The 15,892-nt window shown below is 72.7% G+C and carries 14 protein-coding genes; 5 read left to right on the forward strand and 9 right to left on the reverse strand.

Translation table 11 applies throughout. The annotated features are described in order from the left end of the window. Positions 1-71: 71 nt before the first annotated feature. Positions 72-1,271 (forward strand): helix-turn-helix domain-containing protein, encoded by a 1,200-nt coding sequence (locus tag RM779_RS24465; protein WP_311619910.1) that lies wholly within the window; start codon positions 72-74, stop codon positions 1,269-1,271. Between the two features lie 48 nt (positions 1,272-1,319). On the opposite strand, the gene RM779_RS24470 is transcribed toward RM779_RS24465, so the two are convergent. The 6 genes from RM779_RS24470 to RM779_RS24495 form a co-directional block, all read right to left on the reverse strand. Beyond that, positions 1,320-2,753 carry an RICIN domain-containing protein gene (locus tag RM779_RS24470; protein ID WP_311620024.1) on the reverse strand — a complete coding sequence of 478 codons (1,434 nt, stop codon included), beginning with the start codon at positions 2,751-2,753 and terminating at the stop codon, positions 1,320-1,322. Positions 2,754-2,991: 238 nt separating this feature from the next. After that, positions 2,992-4,914 (reverse strand): DUF2264 domain-containing protein, encoded by a 1,923-nt coding sequence (locus RM779_RS24475; protein WP_311619911.1) that lies wholly within the window; start codon positions 4,912-4,914, stop codon positions 2,992-2,994. Beyond that, entirely contained in the window at positions 4,911-5,894 is a 984-nt protein-coding gene (locus RM779_RS24480; protein WP_311619912.1) for a hydroxyacid dehydrogenase, read from the reverse strand. The genes RM779_RS24475 and RM779_RS24480 overlap by 4 nt, the downstream gene beginning before the upstream one ends. Before the next feature lie 32 nt (positions 5,895-5,926). After that, a complete protein-coding gene (locus tag RM779_RS24485; RefSeq protein ID WP_394813381.1) occupies positions 5,927-6,781 on the reverse strand; it encodes a carbohydrate ABC transporter permease in 855 nt (284 codons plus the stop codon). After that, a complete protein-coding gene (locus tag RM779_RS24490) occupies positions 6,778-7,704 on the reverse strand; it encodes a carbohydrate ABC transporter permease (RefSeq protein ID WP_311619914.1) in 927 nt (308 codons plus the stop codon). Before RM779_RS24490 ends, RM779_RS24485 begins: the two co-directional genes overlap by 4 nt. After that, positions 7,701-9,026 carry an ABC transporter substrate-binding protein gene (locus tag RM779_RS24495; RefSeq protein ID WP_311619915.1) on the reverse strand — a complete coding sequence of 442 codons (1,326 nt, stop codon included), beginning with the start codon at positions 9,024-9,026 and terminating at the stop codon, positions 7,701-7,703. Before RM779_RS24495 ends, RM779_RS24490 begins: the two co-directional genes overlap by 4 nt. Positions 9,027-9,144: 118 nt before the next feature. Here RM779_RS24495 and RM779_RS24500 point away from each other — a divergent pair, with 118 nt between their 5' ends. Together RM779_RS24500 and RM779_RS24505 are read left to right on the forward strand one after the other, a co-directional pair. Further along, the gene (locus RM779_RS24500) at positions 9,145-10,236 is read left to right on the forward strand and encodes a substrate-binding domain-containing protein (RefSeq protein ID WP_311619916.1); all 1,092 of its coding nucleotides are present in this window, start codon (positions 9,145-9,147) and stop codon (positions 10,234-10,236) included. A gap of 562 nt (positions 10,237-10,798) precedes the next feature. Continuing rightward, positions 10,799-11,530, forward strand: a complete 732-nt coding sequence (locus RM779_RS24505; RefSeq protein WP_311619917.1) for a class I SAM-dependent methyltransferase — start codon at positions 10,799-10,801, stop codon at positions 11,528-11,530. Positions 11,531-11,539: 9 nt separating this feature from the next. Here RM779_RS24505 and RM779_RS24510 read toward each other — a convergent pair whose 3' ends face one another. After that, entirely contained in the window at positions 11,540-12,475 is a 936-nt protein-coding gene (locus RM779_RS24510; RefSeq protein WP_311619918.1) for an RNA polymerase sigma-70 factor, read from the reverse strand. Between the two features lie 173 nt (positions 12,476-12,648). Here RM779_RS24510 and RM779_RS24515 point away from each other — a divergent pair, with 173 nt between their 5' ends. Next, on the forward strand, positions 12,649-13,134 hold the full coding sequence (locus tag RM779_RS24515; RefSeq protein ID WP_311619919.1) for a carboxymuconolactone decarboxylase family protein: 486 nt from the start codon (positions 12,649-12,651) through the stop codon (positions 13,132-13,134). 321 nt (positions 13,135-13,455) lie between these two features. After that, positions 13,456-13,725, forward strand: a complete 270-nt coding sequence (locus tag RM779_RS24520) for a hypothetical protein (protein ID WP_077062284.1) — start codon at positions 13,456-13,458, stop codon at positions 13,723-13,725. Positions 13,726-13,759: 34 nt separating this feature from the next. Here the strand turns inward: RM779_RS24520 and RM779_RS24525 are convergent, their stop codons facing one another. After that, the gene (locus tag RM779_RS24525) at positions 13,760-14,518 is read right to left on the reverse strand and encodes a GntR family transcriptional regulator (RefSeq protein ID WP_311619920.1); all 759 of its coding nucleotides are present in this window, start codon (positions 14,516-14,518) and stop codon (positions 13,760-13,762) included. Positions 14,519-14,567: 49 nt separating this feature from the next. After that, positions 14,568-15,860: a homogentisate 1,2-dioxygenase gene (hmgA, locus tag RM779_RS24530; protein ID WP_311619921.1), complete on the reverse strand. Its 1,293-nt coding sequence runs from the start codon at positions 15,858-15,860 to the stop codon at positions 14,568-14,570. Positions 15,861-15,892: the final 32 nt, after the last annotated feature.

A 15,892-nucleotide genomic window follows, 5' to 3' on the forward strand; every position in this document is an offset into this window, starting at 1 on the left:
CCCGGGCGCTCTGACGTGGGACGATGGGCCTTCCCTGGAACGGCGGCCGGGGACGGGGAGATGGGGGAGAGATGACGGGGAACGTCGCGGCCGAGCGCTTCGCGGAGCGGCTGCGCGAGCTGAAGGAACGTTCCGGGCAGAGCTTCGGCGCGCTCGCCCGGCACCTGCACATCAGCACGTCGACACTGCACCGTTACTGCTCGGGTGCGGTCGTCCCCGCCGAGTACGCCCCGGTGGAGCGGCTGGCCCGGCGGTGCGGGGCCACCCAAGAGGAGCTGGTCGACCTCCACCGCCTGTGGCTGCGCGCGGACGCCCTGCGCCCCGCGGCACGCTCCGCGTCGCGCTCCGCGGGAACGCGGAAGGAGCGGGAGCCGGAGTGCAGTGCGGCGTCGGATGTGCGGGAGCCGGCGGAGCGGGAACGGGCACCGGAGCCGGAACAGGCGACCGAGCAGGAGCAGGAGCAGGAGCAGGAGCAGGTGCCGGAGCCGGAGCAGGAGGAACGGGGGGCGCCGGTGCCCGCCGGGCGCGGGCGGCGGCGCTGGCCGCTGGCCGCCGGGCTCGCCGCGCTGCTCGTCGTCATCGTCACCGCGCTGAACGCCGCGAGCTCCGGCGGCTCTCCCACCGACCGGCCGCCCGTGGCGAGTTCCGCCGAGGCGCCCCTGACCTGGACCGCACGCTCCCACGTGTGGGCGGGCGGCTGCGGTCACCGCTACCTGATCGACCGGCCTGCCGCCGAGGTTCCGCCGCCGCCGGTCGCGCAGGACGCGGAGCCGTGGGCCGACCGGCTCGGTGCGGTGCACGGCGACTCCACCATCGTCGAGTCGACGGTCCGCACGGCGCTGCCCGGCACGGTCGTCGTCGAGGCCGTGCACATCCGGGTCGTCGAGCGCAGGGCGCCGCTGGAATGGCCGGTTTTCGACATGTCGCTGGGCTGCGGGGGCGCATTGACGCCGGCCACGTTTGCGGTCGACCTCGACGCGGAACGCCCCGTCGCCCGGCCGGTCGCCGGCTTCGACGGCGACACCATGACCGAACTCCCGGCCCCCGCCCTGCCGTTCGCCGTCACCGCGGACGAGCCCCTGGTGCTCCGGGTGGAGGCGGCGGCCGGTGGCTGCGACTGCTCCTGGTCGGTCGAGCTGGAGTGGAGCAGCGGCGAGGAGCGCGGCACGCTCGTCATCGACGAGGGCGGCGAGCCGTTCCGCACCAGCGGTGGCGGGGAGGGTGCGACGCACCTGTACGGATTCGACACGGAGAGCTGGCGCGCCGGGTGAGGGTCCCGGCCCGCGCCGCGCGCGGGCCGGGACCCCTCCGCAGGCGGATCAGACGGTCGCCCGCCTGAACTGCTGGTGCTGCGCGTCCGAGCAGCTGTACTGGATCAGGCGCGCGCCGTCCGCCGTCGACTCGTCCGAGACGTCGAGGCACATGCCGCTGTGGCGGGCGGCGAGCCGGACGTACCCGTCGCCGGTGTCGGTCACCCGCCACTGCTGTTCGGGCCCGCCGCCGCACGTCGTCTGGACCACGGCGGCGCCCGCGGTGGCGGAGCCGTCCGCGACCGCCAGGCACAGGGAGCTGTGCCGGGTGACGAGCTGTACGTGGCCGTTGCCCGCGTCGCGCGGCCAGAAGTGCTGGTTGCCCCCGCCGTTGCACGGGTACTGCGCGAGCTGCTGGCCCACGGTCTGGGACCGGCTCGGGATGTCGAGGCACTTTCCCGAGTGCCGCGCGGTCAGCGTCTGGTAGGGCCCGCCGGTCCCGCGGACCGTTCCGGCGTCGGCGTCGATGGCCAACTCGGGGGACCAGCTCATGCTCATCGTGCGGTTCGTCGGGAACGACAGCGGGAGCCAGACGTAACGTGAGTCGTTCACCCGGCCGCCGAACGAGTTCCCCCAGCGGTCTCCCATGTACATGTAGGTGGTGGCGCTGGTGCCCTGGACGGGCAGGACCCAGGCGGTCTGGGAGCCGTAGGTGGTGGAGTCGCCGATGTTCCGCATGCTGCTCCAGCCGGAGGTGAGGCTGGTGGAGGTGGCGTACTGCTGCTGGTTGGGGTTCCAGCCGGTGGCGCCTGAGGTGAGCATGAAGTAGATGCCGTCGCGCTTGAAGAGGGCCGGGGCTTCGCGGTGGCCGCCGGGCCAGGGGTTGGCGACCAGGCTTTCGACGTCGGTGTAGTCGTCGGTGAGGCGGTAGAGGTGGAGGTCGTAGTTCTCGCGGGCGGCCGAGGCCATGTAACCGGTGCCGTCGTCGTCGACGAAGACGGTGATGTCACGGGACATGTGGCCCAGCGGGCGGAAGCTGCCCTGCCAGGCGTAGTCGCCGTCGACGGTGTCGGACACGGCGACGGCGGCGCGGGCCTCGCTGTAGTCCTGGCCGTTCTCCTTGTGCATCCACATGACGAACTGCCCGGTGGATTCGTTGTACATGACCTTGGGGCGTTCGATGTTGGCCTGCTGGAGTTCGGGGTCGGAGGCCTGGGTGAGGACGTGGTTGCGGAACTCCCAGGTCTTCAGGTCGGCGGAGCGGTAGACGGAGACGTAGCGGAAGGCGTTGCTGTCCTCCTGCCGGTTCTCCCCGAACCAGTAGTAGTAGCCGTCCACTTCGATGACACCGCCGCCATGGGCGTGCACCGGGTCACCGTTCGGATCGGTGAACTGGGTCCCGTTCAGCACGGTGACCGGTGCCGCCCTGGCCGTCGGCGCCGCGAGGACGACGGCGGCGAGGCTCAGGCAGAGAGCGGTGACCAGCAGCCGGGCGAGGCGCACGGCCCGGCCTCCTGGCGCGCTCGCGGTGGGGGAGTGCATGGGTGCCCTACCTTTCTGACGCGGCTCGTGAAGGGGTCGTTCGAAAGAGCGGTGAGCACGGCAGCCGACATGTTTACGCAAACATGAGCGGCCGATGTCGTTCAGTATGCGGCGGGGCGTCGGACAGTCAATCCCTCCCGCGCGGAAAGGCCGGGGAGCGGCAGGAGTGGTCAGGAACGGTCAGGAGCGAACGGCAACGTCAGATCGGCACCCGCGTTCTGTGGCCGTCCGGCCAGTGGATCGTGGCTCCTTCCGGATGGGTGGTCAACTCCGGTGCGTCGCCGAGGGGTTCCCCGCCGCGGTCGAGGATGACCAGGGCCGCGAGGAGGCCGTCCGCCGGCAGGGTGCCGTCCGTGGCGACCCAGGGCACGGCCGTCCAGGTGCCGAGCGGCCCCGAGTCGCGTTCCGCGTGCACCCCTGCCCCGGGGAAGCCGCGCAGCGGCAGGACCGCGGAACGCAGGGCGGCGGTGCGCGCGGTGGCCCCGGGGCCCGCCGCCGGCCGGTCGGCCGCGGCGACCGGCCAGCCGCCCAGACGCAGCGTGTGCGGTCCGGCCGGGAGTCCGGCGGTCGCGACGCGCACCAGCCGGACCTCGACGCCGTCGCGCACGGCCGAGGCGACGGTGATGCCGGGGCCCGGCGTGATCCGGCCGGTGCGCCCCGAGCCGTGGTCGGCCCCGGTGTCGGGTGCCGGGTCCACCCAGTACGTGTGCCCGCCGGAGGCGGCGAGCAGCACCCCGCCGGGTGCCTGGCGGGCGTAGTGGGCGGTGAAGCCGGTGCGGTGTGTGGCGCGGCCCTCGGCGTCGAGGAGCACCACGGCGTTGTCCAGCGGCGCGTCCACCGTGGGTCCGGTCAGCGGCGGGAGCGTGGCGGTGGAGTAGCCGAGCCGCGCGTACAGCGGGGCGTCGGTGACGGTGGCGCCGGGACTCGCGTGGTCGGTGCCGTGGTTGACGACGCTGACCAGCCCGTCCCGCCCGGAGACCAGCCAGCCCGGTGCCTCGACGACCCGGCCGAAGTCGCCGCGTTCCACCGGAAGGGGCGCCTCCGGCTCGGTCCACACGGGGTGGTCGGCGGGGAGGGCCAGGCCCAGCATGCCCTTGGCGGCCCAGTAGGGCGAGCCGGGGCCCGAGTACGTCTGCTTCATGGCGGGCCAGGGGTGGTGCCAGCCGAGGGTGAGGAGCCCGTCGGCGTCCGGCGCGCCGTGGTCGGCGAAGTGCCGCACGATGCCGCTGGCGGCGCGGCGCAGCAGGCCGGGCGGCAGGTCGCCGGTGCCCGTGTAGGCGGCGGTCCACAGCGGGGCCGCGGCGGCGAAGCGGTAGATGAGGCTGCGGCCCTGGAGCAGGGGGGAGCCGTCGGCGCCGAGGAGGTGGACCGCGTCGTGGAGGTAGTGCGTGAGGTCGTCGGCCCACGTCTGGCGGAGTCCGGGCGGGCAGAGGGTGCCGGTGACGTCGAACGCCTGGCTCCACAGCAGCGGGTAGAGGTGCAGTGCCCAGCCCGTGTAGTGGTCGAACGCGCGCTGGTCGGCGCCGTCCGAGAGCCAGCCGCCCTGGCGCCGCAGGGACGCGTGGACGGCGAGGTCCTCCTCGATGTCGGTGGCGGACCAGGGGCCGCCGGCCTCGCGCAGGAAGGACTCGACGACGATCCGGAACCAGACCCAGTTGATCGGCGGGTAGGGCTGGCCGATGACGGTGGCCAGCCAGTCGACGGTGTTCTGTCGCACCCGGTCGTCGAGCCGGTCCCACAGCCAGGGGCGGGTGAGTTGCAGGATGAGCGCGATGGAGGCGGCCTCCACCTTGGCCTGCCCCAGCTCGTCCGGCCGGGGCCACGCCTCGGGCGAGGCCGGGTCGGTGCCTGCGGCAAGGCCGTCGGCGTAGCGTTCCAGCAGCCCGGTGGGGTCGGCGCCCCGTTCGCCCGCGACGCGGAAGCCGGCCAGCAGCAGGGTGCGGGCGAAGCCTTCGAGGCCGTCGGAGGCGGGGCCGAAGGTGCTGGGCGGCCCCGGCAGGTCGACGCGCGCGCCGAGCGGGGACCGGTGCCGGTCGACGGCGGCCAGCAGCCGGTCGGCGGCGGCGGCCCAGTGGGCGCGGGTCCAGCCGGTGTGGGGCGAGAGCGTTCGGTCCGGGTTCATGCGCGCACCGCCATGTCGTGCGAGGACACCGGGTCCACCGGGGGGCGGCCGGCGCGGTAGCGCTCCAGTTCGTCGAGTGCGGCCTGGGCCATCCTTCGGGTCTCCGATCCGAGCGAGCCGGCGACGTGCGGGGTGACCAGCACGTTCGGCAGGTCGTACAGCGGGGAGTCGGCGGGCAGCGGCTCCGGTTCCGTGACGTCGAGGATGGCGTGCAGACCGCCGTCGGCGCAGGCCCGGGTGAGCGCCTCGGTGTCCACCAGGCTGCCGCGCGCGGTGTTGATCAGCACCGCGTGCCGGGGCAGCGCGGCGAGTTCCGCGGCGCCGATCAGCCCGCGGGTCTGCGGCAGGGCCGGGGCGTGCAGGCTGAGGACGTCGGCCTGGGGCAGGGCCTCGGCGAGGGTGGCGGGCTGGGCGCCGGCCGCGCGGATGGCGGCGGGGTCGGCGACGGGGTCGACGATCAGGACGCGGGCCAGGCCGAGGCGGGTGAGCAGGGCGCAGACCCGCGCGCCGATCCGCGAGTGGCCGACGAGGACGACGGTGCGGTCGCGTCCGGACAGTTCGCCGCGGCGGTCGCGGTAGCTCCAGTCGGTGCGGAACGTGCGGGCGTCGGCGCCGAGGAACGGCACCTTTTTGAAGGCCCAGAGCACGGCGGCCAGGGTGTAGTGGGCGACGGGCTCGGCGTTGGCCTCGGCGGCGGTGGTGACGAGCAGGCCGCGGTCGAAGACGGCCCGGCTCACGTGCGAGCGCACCGAGCCCGCGGCGTGCAGGACGGCGCGCAGGCGCGGGGCGGCGTTCAGGATGTCCTCGGTGAGGTAGGGGCAGCCCCAGGAGGTGATGAGCACTTCGGTCTCGGCCAGCCGGCCGAGCGTTCCTGGGGAGTGCAGTTCGTCGGTGACCAGGGGGTCGCCGAGGGCGGCGAGGTAGCGCAGCCGGGCCAGTTCGGCTTCGGCGAACTGGGCGGTGAAGGTGTCGTGCCCCATGACGAGCATGGTCTGGGGCCCGGCCTGGTGGCTCACTTGACGCTCCCGGTGGCAAGGCCGGAGCGCCACTGCCGCTGGAGCACGATGAAGGCGATCACCAGGGGCACCACGGCGAGCAGCGAGCCGGTGATGACCAGAGGGCTGTACTGGGGGAATTGGCTCACGCGGGAACTCCACTGGAAGAGGCCGAGCGTCATGGGGAACAGCTCGGGATCGGTCAGCATGACCAGAGGCAGGAAGAAGTTGTTCCAGATGCCGACGAACTGGAACAGCAGAACGGTCACCACGCCGGGCCGCATCATGGGCAGCGCGATGGTGAAGAAGGTGCGCAGTTCGCCCGCGCCGTCGACGCGGGACGCTTCGAGCACCTCGTCGGGCACGGCGGCCTCGGCGTAGGCGCGGGCCAGGTAGACGCCGAAGGGGTTGGTCAGCAGGGGAATGAAGACGGCCCAGAAGGTGTCGACGATGCGCAGTTCCGAGGCGAGCAGGTAGAGCGGCAGCGCGAGTGCGGTGGTGGGCACGAGCACGCCGGCGAGGGTGACGGCGAACAGGGCACGCCGCCCGGGGAAGTCGAGCTTGGCGATGGCGTAGCCGCAGGCGGCGCAGATCAGCGCGCCGAGGACGGCGCCGAGCCCGGCGTAGAGCAGGGAGTTGCGCACCCAGTCGAGGAAGACGCCGTCCTCCTCGGCGAACAGGTCGCCGAGATTGCTCCACAGGTTCCAGTCGCCCAGCTCGAACGCGCCGGTGGTGGAGAAGTCCCCGACGTTCTTGGTGGCGGAGGTGAACAGCCAGATCAGCGGGAGCACGCTGTAGAGCGCCGCGATCAGCAGCAGGGTGTGCACCACACTCTTGGACATCCAACGGGATGTCCCCCGCGGCGCGTTCATCGTGACCTCCGGGCGGACAGGCGCATCACCAGCGCCGAGAGCAGGGCCGAGGCGAGTGCGAGCAGCAGCGAGGCGGCGGCGGCCCGGCCGTAGTCGTTGCTGATGAACGCGGCCTCGTAGACGTACAGGCTGGGCGTCCAGGTGCTGGTCACCGAGGTGGTGAACGAGCGCAGTACCAGTGGCTCGGTGAACAGCTGGAGGGAGCCGATGACGGTGAAGACCAGCGCGACGAACATGGTCGGCCGGATCATCGGGACCTTGATGGCGAGCGCGGTGCGTATCGGCCCCGCGCCGTCGACGGTGGATGCCTCCAGCACGTCGCGCGGCACGGTGCGCAGCGCGGTGTAGAAGATGATCATGTTGTAGCCCATCCACTGCCAGGTCGCCATGTTGACGATGGACGGCAGCACGCCGTTGCTGCCCAGCGGGTCCCAGGGCAGCACGTCGTTGAGCGGGCCGATGTTGGGGCTGTAGAGGTAGGCCCAGATGAGTCCGGCGATCACGCCGGGCACGGCGTAGGGCAGGAACACCGCCAGTGACCACACCTGCCGCAGCCGCACGGTCGCGCCGTCCAGCAGGAGGGCGAGCACCAGCGCGCCGCCGAGCATCAGGGGCACGTGGATGACGGCGTAGAGGGCGACGTTGCCCACGCTCTCGCGGAACGCGGCGTCGCCGAGCACGTCGGCGTAGTTCTCCAGCCAGACGAAGACGTCGTGCGGGCCGTCGAAGCCGAGCCCGGAGAGGCGTTCGGTGAACAGGCTCAGGTAGAGGGCGTAGCCGATGGGCACCAGAACGGTGCACAGCAGCAGCAGCGCGAACGGCGCGGCCAGCACCAGCGGCGCCAGCCGGGAGCGGCGGCGCGGCCCGGCCGCGGTGTCCTGCCGCGTCTTCCCGCCGGCCGGGTCGGGGGTCACGACGGTCACGCCGCACCCCCTTCCCTGACCGACAGGCCGCGGTCGCGCATGGTGGACACGGCCGCCTCCTGCACTTCGCGCACGGCGGCGGGGATGGTGGTGCCGCCGGTGGACACGCCGCCGAAGGAGTCGGCGACCGAGGAGAACAGGCCGAGCGCGTTGGGGCCCCAGGTCCATTCGGGAACGCGGGCGTCCGCCTCGTCCAGCACGTCGTACACGGGGGCGCCGATGAAGTAGTCGTCGGGGACGACCTCGCGGGCGACGTCCCGGTTGGGCAGGTAGGCGGGGAACGGCGAGGTGAACGCCGCGCCGATGCGCGGCACTTCGGGGTCGGTGCTGAGCCAGCGCAGGAACGTCATCGCCGCCTCGGCCACCTCGCTCTCCACGGAGATCCCGAAGGCCGTGCCGCCCTGCACGCCGTTGGCGGGCCGGTTCGTGTCCCAGACCGGCATGGCGGTCACGGCCCAGCGGCCGGTGTCGTCGGGGATGGACTTCTTCAGCGTGCCCACGCCCCAGGCGGCTCCCAGGTATCCCCACAGCCGGCCCTCGTGCATGCCGGCGATCCAGTCCTGGGTGCCGGTGCCGCCGTTCCGCACCAGGTCGGCGTCCATCAGCTCCTGCCAGAACTCGGCGGTGCGCAGGGTGCCCTCGCCGGCCACGTTCACCAGCCAGGTGTCGCCCTCGATGCGCCACCACGGGTCCCCGGCGCCCCAGCACATGCCGGCGAAGAAGGAGCCGTCGTTCAGCGGGAACGTCGTCAGCCGGGCGTCGGAGTCGGCCTCGCGCACCAGCTCGGCGGCGTCGGTGAACTCGCGCCAGTCGCGGGGGACCGGGATGCCGTGCTGGTCGAAGAGGTCCTTGCGGTAGTAGAGCGCCATGGGGGCCAGGTCCATGGGGACGGCCCAGGTGCGCCCGTCCGGGCGCACGGACCGCCAGGCGGCCGGCGAGTATCCGTCCGCGAGGTCGGCCATGTCCTCGGTGAGGTCCCGCAGGCCGCCGGTGGCCAGGATCTGGATGAGGCCCTGGTACTCGACATGCAGGATGTCGGGCGCGTTGTGGGCCTTGATGGCGTTGGTCTGCTGCGCGTAGCCGCCGGAGAGACCGGCGGCGATCACGCTGAGGTCGACGTGGACGTCGTTCTGTGCCGCGTTGAACGCCGCCACGTATTGATCCATCCCGGTCATCCAGGACCACAGGGTGACCCGGGTCGCCCCGGAGGCGGTTGTCGAGGACGTACAGCCGGCGAGACCGACGCCACCGGCGGCGAACGCGGCGGTGCCGGCCGACGCGCGCAGCAGCGCGCGGCGCGACCAGCCGGTGTGTTGCGCCATAGCCTCTCTTCCTTCCCGAACAATCTGTCGGGCCACTCCAACCTGTGGGATAGTTCACGGTCAATCACCCGGAACCATAACGATCAAAATCGATCAAATGCGAAAGTGAGGGCGACCGGTGTTCCTTCCCTCGGAGCGCCAGGAGCGCATCCTTGCCGCCGTGCGCCAGCAGGGCACGGTCCGGCTGAGCGAGCTGGTCGAGCGCCTCGGCGTCTCGGCGGTGACCGTGCGGCGCGACGTCACCGCCCTGGCCGACCGGGGTCTGCTGCAACGGGTGCACGGCGGCGTCACGCTGCGCCACCGCCGCGGCCGCGAGCCGGAACAGCAGCGCACCCCCTTCGGCCCCACGGCCGCCGGCGTGCTGCTCGGCATGGTCGTGCCGTCCGTGGAGTACTACTGGCCGCACGTCATCCAGGGCGCCCAGACGGCGGTGAACGCGGCGGAGGGCCGGCTGGTGATGCGCGTCTCCAGCTACGAGCCGGGCGAGGACCGGCGGCAGATCACCGCCCTGCTGGAACGCGGGGTCCGCACCCTGCTCGTCGCCCCGGTCGTCACCGGCACCTACGGCCTCGACCTGCTGCGCTGGCTGGCCGCCCTGCCGGTGCCCGTGGTGCTGGTGGAGCGCCAGCCCCCGCCCGAACTGCCGACCCTGGCCCTGGACGCCGCCACCACGGCGCACGCGATCGGTGCCGGGCTCGGCGTCCGGCACCTGGTGACCCTGGGGCACCGCAACATCGCGCTGATCCTCTCCGGGAGCAGCCCCACCAGCCGGGCGCTGCGGCAGGGGTGGGCGGAGACCATGACCGAGCTGGGCATGCCCCGGCCCGACGCCTGGCTGTTCGAGGTCGTCAGCTACGGCACCCCCGGCTGGGCGACCGCGTACGACGAAGTGCTGTGGCGCTGCCGGGAGCAAGGGATGACGGCGCTGCTCGTGCACTCCGACCGGGAGGCCATCGGCATGGTGGAACGCGCCAGGGATCTGGGCATCGCGGTGCCCGGCGAGCTGGCCGTGGTCTCGTACGACGACGAGGTCGCCGCCACGTCCGATCCGCCGCTGACCGCCGTCCGCCCGCAGAAGCACCGGCTGGGCAAACTGGCCGCCGAACTGGCCCTGGCCCGTGCCACGGAGGCCGGCGGCCGCCCGGTGCACCGCGTGCAGCTGTGGCCGACCCTTGAGGTCCGCGAGTCCTGCGGCGGTCAGCCGGATTGAGCCCCGCCGCGGCCCCGGGTGTGTTTCGTTTGCCGCCCGACCCGGGCGCGGTGCGGTGCGGAGGGCGACTCATCCCGGCCCGCGGCGGTTCAACGGGTGCAGCGATAACGGAAGGTGACGATTTCGGCCTGCGGTTACTCACCGTGCCGATCGTTTCCGATGCCTTCGGATCACTTGCTGCGCGATTCGTTGACCGATGTTTCCTCGACGCGACGTCGGCCATCGTCCAGGGCCGCGCCGCCCGCGCCGCCCGCGCCGCCCGCGCCGCCCGCGACGAGCCGGCGGACCGGTACCGGACGGCTCCGTCGGTGGTCGGTGAAGGGTGCGTTCCCGCGGCCCGTGCGTGAACTCGTGCGGAAAGTGGGCCGGGCGCGCGGCGGAACGTCCCGAGGTGGCCCGCCGCGGGGGCGCCCGGGCCCCGCTGGGCCCGGCGGGGCCGGGGTAGGTCCGCGGCGCCGCGCGGGGCCGCCGCACGACCGCACACGGCCGCCGTTCACCCGCTCTGAGCTGGGGATTCGCCGGAAACGGGCCTACGATCGAAGTGAGTCGGGAAGGGGATGTGATGGACCGGAACATACGCACCGTGGACGATGTGCTGGGGCTCATGGACACGCTGTTCGCGCCGGGTGCCGACCGCTGGACGGCCGACGCGGGCGGCTGGTGGGACGACTTCTACGCGGACCGCGCCAGGCCGGTCCCGTTCTTCGCGGACAAGCCGGACGAAAGCCTCGTCTCCTGGCTCGACCACGGCCTGATCACTCCCGGCCGCGCTCTCGACCTGGGCTGCGGGCCCGGCCGCAACGCCCGCCACCTCGCCGCGCGGGGCTTCGACGTGGACGCCGTCGACCTCTCACCCGTCGCCGTCGCCTGGGCCGAGGACCGCGCCCGTGCCGCGGGCTCCGCGGTCCGCTTCGTGTGCGGCGACGCCTTCGGCCCGGCCGGCGCCGGGCTCACCGGCCCCTACGACCTGATCTACGACTCCGGCTGCTTCCACCACCTGCCGCCGCACCGCCGCATCAGCTACCTCGCCCTCCTGGACCGATTGCTCGCGCCCGGCGGCCGGTTCGCCCTCACCTGCTTCGCGGCCGGTGCGATGGGCTCGGAGCTCTCCGACGCCGACTTCTACCGCACGTCCGGTCTGCACGGCGGCCTCGCCTACACGCCCGAGTCGCTGCGGCGGATCTTCGCCGACCTGGCCGAGGTCGAACTGCGCCGCATGTGTGACGAGCCGCCCACGTCCGGCCGGTTCGGCGAACCGTTCCTCTGGACGGCCCTGTTCCGCGCCCGCCCCTGACCGGCCGGCTCAGCGGCGCAGGGCGGTCTCCCGCTGCATGTGCGACAGCTTCTCCGGATTGCGCACGGCGTAGAGCCCGGTGATGAGTCCGTCGTCGACGCGCACCGCCACGACGGTGTCCAGCTCCCCGCCGAGCCGGATGATCAGCGCCGGGTAGGCGTTGACCTGGGCCGGCCGCAGCGACTCCGCGGTGATCCTGCCCAGCCCGGCCGCCAGCAGGCGGGCCACCTTGTCGGCCCCCACGATGGGCCGCAGGACGGCCTGTTTGACTCCGCCGCCGTCCCCCAGGAGGACGACGTCGGGCGCGAGGATGTCGAGCAGGCTCTGCAGATCGCCCGTTTCGACGGCCCGTTGAAAGGCGGCGAGCGCGTTCCGGCTCTGGGCCGGGGAGACGGTGCCGCGCGGCCGGCGCGCGGCGACGTGTGCCCGTGCCCGGTGGGCGATCTGGCGGACCGCGGCGGGCGTCTTGTCGACGGCTTCGGCGATCTCGTCGTAGGCGAGGTCGAAGACGTCGCGCAGCACGAACACCGCGCGTTCGGTCGGGGCGAGCGTCTCCAGCACCAGCAGCATGGCCATCGAGACACTGTCGGCGAGCTCGACGTCCTCGGCCACGTCGGGGGTGGTGAGCAGCGGCTCGGGCAGCCAGGGACCGACGTAGGACTCCTTGCGCCGGCCGAGCGTGCGCAGCCGGGTGAGGGACTGGCGGCTGGTGATCCGCACCAGGTAGGCGCGTTGGTCCCGCACCGTGCCGAGGTCGACGCCCGCCCAGCGCAGCCAGGTCTCCTGGAGGACGTCCTCCGCGTCGGCGGCCGAGCCGAGCAACTCGTAGGCGACGGTGAACAGCAGATTGCGGTGGGCGACGAACGCCTCCGTGGCGGGGTCCGTGCCGCCCTCGGCGGGCCGCCGGGCCGTGTCCTCCGTACGTTCGCCGCGCTCGCTCTGCACCGGCTGCCCCTGCCTGTTCGCTCCGGACGGTGTCACGCGCACAAGACGCCGGTCCCCGCAGCTTTGTGACGCCCTTGAGAGGTGGCGCACGTCACGCCACCGTCCCGTCACAAGGAGCGGCCCGCCGGCATCTCGTGTTCGTTCCGTGCGACACCACGAGAGAGGACGAAAGTATGGAAGCCCGATTCGACATGCGCGCCAACGAGGTCGCCACCAAGTTCGCCAAGCGGCTCGCCAACGCGGGCCTGGTGATCCACCAGTCATCGCTGCCGAAGTCCACCCTGGAATTGGTGTCGCTGCGCGCCAGCCAGATCAACGGCTGCGGCTGGTGCGTCGACCTGCACACCAAGGAGGCCGCGGCCTCCGGTGAAACCGCGGTCCGGCTCCACCTGGTCGCCGCCTGGCGCGAGTCCACCGTGTTCACCGAGGCCGAACGGGCGGCGCTGGCGTTCGCCGAAGAGGGTACCCGGCTCGCCGACGCCCACCTCGGTGTGTCCGACGCGACCTGGGCCCAGGTGCGCGAGCATTACGACGATGACCAGATCGCCGCGCTGGTCTCCGCGGTGGCCCTGATCAACGCGGCCAACCGGCTCACCGTGATCGTGCACGAGCCGGGCGGCTCCTACGAGCCGGGCATGTTCGCCGCCGACTTCTACTGAGCGGCGGACGCATCCGGCCCGGGCCCGCACCGGCCCGTGGGTGTCCTGCCGTGGCATATGTCACACCCTCTCCGACGGGGGGGGGAGCGGTCGCGGTCACTCCTTGGTGGGGTGGCCGCGGCCGGTGCGGTCGCTCCGTTCATGATCAGACCGCCGTGCCGCGCACGCACTGGGGTTTCGGTGGGTGAACTCCTGTCTCCGGGTGTTCGTCAACCCCGTTGCTGGGAAAGGTGAATCATGGGACCGGGATACCCATGCGTCCCCGTGGGGCGTTAGGGTTACCCTGCCCGGACCGGGTGCCGTTGTACGGGTGGGAGAGTCATGAAGCAGATAACAGCGCGGAGCGGGCCGCCACGAGTGCCTGCCATCAACTGCGGGAGCAGCGCCAACAGCGCTCGTCTCGACCGTCACTTGAGCGTGCTCTCCGGCCCCGCGGTGCCGCAGCGCGAGGCCGAGGAGGCCACGACGCTGATGCGCGAGCTGACCCAGCGCGACGAGAAGGCCCTGGCCCGCGCGCGCCGCGGTCCCCGCGTGCTCCTCGTCGCACCGCTGCGGAGGCTGCGCCGCACGCTGTTCGGCGGTCGCGGCTGACCCGGCCGCCGGGCCCGGCCCGGCGGCCCGGCGGTCACTCGTCGGGGGAGGCGTCCATGGACACGGCAAAGGAGAACCGGTCCCCCCGGTAGTGAATCCGCGCGACGTCCACGGCCTGCCCCTGTCCGTCGTACTCGACCCCCGTGATGTGCAGGATCGGGCTCAGCAACGGCACGCCGAGCAACTGCGCCACGGGCGGATCGGCCAGCCGCGCCTGCACGGTGTTGGCGATCCGGCTGACCGTCACTCCGGCTATGTCCCGCAGCACTTTGGTCATCGGCCAGCGTTCGAGCGCGGCCGGGTCGATCCGGTCCGCGACCTCGGGACGCACCAGGTTCTCCGCACAGTTCGCCGCCTCGCCGGTGGCCCGGTCCCGCCGCAGGCGACGGAAGCGGACCACCTCGGCGACGCCGGGGAAGTACTCGGCCAGCTCGGCAGGGACGGGCACGGGGCCGTGGTCGAGCAGGGTGGTGACCTCTCCCGACTGCTGCGCCACGATGGTGTCCACCGAGCCGAGGAGCCGCACCGGCGTGCCCCCGCCCGCGGTCGGCCGGATGAACGTGCCGCGGCGCCGTTGGCGGGTGATCAGCCCCTCCAGCTCCAGCTCCTTGAGCGCCTGCCGCATCGTCAGCACGCTCACCCCGTAGTGGGCGGCCAGCTGCTCCTCGGTCGGCAGCCGCAACGGCGCCTCGGAGGGGCGGCCCAGGATGGACGCGCGCAGCGACTGCGACACCTGGTACCACAGCGGCAGCTTCCGGTTCAGCTCAAGCGAGTCGGGGGCGAAGACGGTCACGGCGGTCGCTTTCGGCTCGTCGGGTCGTTTCCTCGGGGCCGTCCCCGGGTCAGGAGGGGAAGTGGGAGTTCAGACCCTCCCACACCTCGTCGTACGCGCGCTGCCTGGACGGCGTACTCCATGCCTGCTCGGTGAGCGTCAGCGGCCAGCGCGTCTCGAACATGATCGCCAGCCCGTCGTCGATCTTCTGCGGTTTCAACTCGGCCGCACCGGCCCGCTGAAACGTTTCCCTGTCCGGGCCGTGTGCCGACATCATGTTGTGCAGCGAGCCGCCGCCCGGCACGAACCCCTCGGCCTTGGCGTCGTACGCCCCCTCGATCAGGCCCATGTACTCGCTCATCACGTTGCGGTGGAAGTACGGCGGCCGGAAGGTGTCCTCGCCGACCAGCCAGCGCGGGGCGAAGACGACGAAGTCGGCCCCCGGGGCGGTCAGTACCGTGAAGATCGACGGGTCCGGGTGGTCGAAGCTGACCGACCCGATCACGTTGAAGCGGCGCAGATCGTACAGGTACGGCACGTGGTTGCCGTGCCAGGCGACCACGTCGAGCGGAGAGTGGTCGTAACGGGCGGCCCACAGGCTCCCGCCGAACTTGTTGATCACCTCCACCGGACCGGCCGCCTCCTCGTACGCCGCGGCGGGAACGAGGAAGTCGCGGGCGGCGGCGAGGCCGTTGGCGCCGATCGGGCCCAACTCGGGCAGCTCGAACGGCTCCCCGTAGTTCTCGCACACGTACCCGCGTGCGGCGCCGTCCGGCAGCTCGACGCGGAAGCGCACCCCGCGCGGGATCAGCACCATGTGCCCGGGGCCCGCGCGCAGTGGCCCGAACTCCGTGTGCACCAGCAGCGTGCCGCGCTCGGGAACGATCAGCAGCTCGCCGTCCGCATTGCCGAACACCCGGTCGGTCATCGGGGCGTTGGCGCGGTACAGGTGCACGGCCATGCCCGTGCGCCCGCGCGCGTCACCGTTGCCGCCCAGGGTCCACAGGCCGGCCACGAAGTCCGTGCCCGCCGGCGGCTCGGGCAGCGGGTCCCAGCGCATCCGGTTCGGATCGGGCTCCCGTTCGGCGAACGGCGCGCCGCGCAGCTCGCCGTTCCCGATGCGCAGGAACGGCGGGTGCGCGGCCGAGGGCCTGATGCGGTAGAGCCACGACCTGCGGTTCGTGGCGCGCGGCTCGGTGAACGCCGTCCCGCTCAGCTGCTCGGCGTACAGGCCGAGCGGGGCGCGCTGCGGCGAGTTCCGTCCGAGCGGGAGCGCGCCCGCGACCGCCTCGCTGCTGTGCTGATTGCCGAACCCGCCGGCGGAGCCGGCCGCTTCGCCCATGTCCCGTGTCTCCGTGCCCATCGCCCACGCTCCCGTCGCCGAACCATTCCTTT

The sequence above is a fragment of the Streptomyces johnsoniae genome, from assembly GCF_031845565.1.
Lineage (GTDB): Bacteria > Actinomycetota > Actinomycetes > Streptomycetales > Streptomycetaceae > Streptomyces > Streptomyces johnsoniae.

What these genes read in the sequence shown, in the direction of transcription:
- RM779_RS24465 (WP_311619910.1), top strand. Translation starts at nt 72, where the DNA reads ATGACGGGGAACGTCGCGGCCGAGCGCTTCGCGGAGCGGCTGCGCGAG.
- RM779_RS24475 (WP_311619911.1), bottom strand. Translation starts at nt 4,914, where the DNA reads ATGAACCCGGACCGAACGCTCTCGCCCCACACCGGCTGGACCCGCGCC.
- RM779_RS24480 (WP_311619912.1), bottom strand. Translation starts at nt 5,894, where the DNA reads ATGGGGCACGACACCTTCACCGCCCAGTTCGCCGAAGCCGAACTGGCC.
- RM779_RS24485 (WP_394813381.1), bottom strand. Translation starts at nt 6,781, where the DNA reads ATGAACGCGCCGCGGGGGACATCCCGTTGGATGTCCAAGAGTGTGGTG.
- RM779_RS24495 (WP_311619915.1), bottom strand. Translation starts at nt 9,026, where the DNA reads ATGGCGCAACACACCGGCTGGTCGCGCCGCGCGCTGCTGCGCGCGTCG.
- RM779_RS24505 (WP_311619917.1), top strand. Translation starts at nt 10,799, where the DNA reads ATGGACCGGAACATACGCACCGTGGACGATGTGCTGGGGCTCATGGAC.
- RM779_RS24515 (WP_311619919.1), top strand. Translation starts at nt 12,649, where the DNA reads ATGGAAGCCCGATTCGACATGCGCGCCAACGAGGTCGCCACCAAGTTC.
- RM779_RS24520 (WP_077062284.1), top strand. Translation starts at nt 13,456, where the DNA reads ATGAAGCAGATAACAGCGCGGAGCGGGCCGCCACGAGTGCCTGCCATC.
- hmgA (WP_311619921.1), bottom strand. Translation starts at nt 15,860, where the DNA reads ATGGGCACGGAGACACGGGACATGGGCGAAGCGGCCGGCTCCGCCGGC.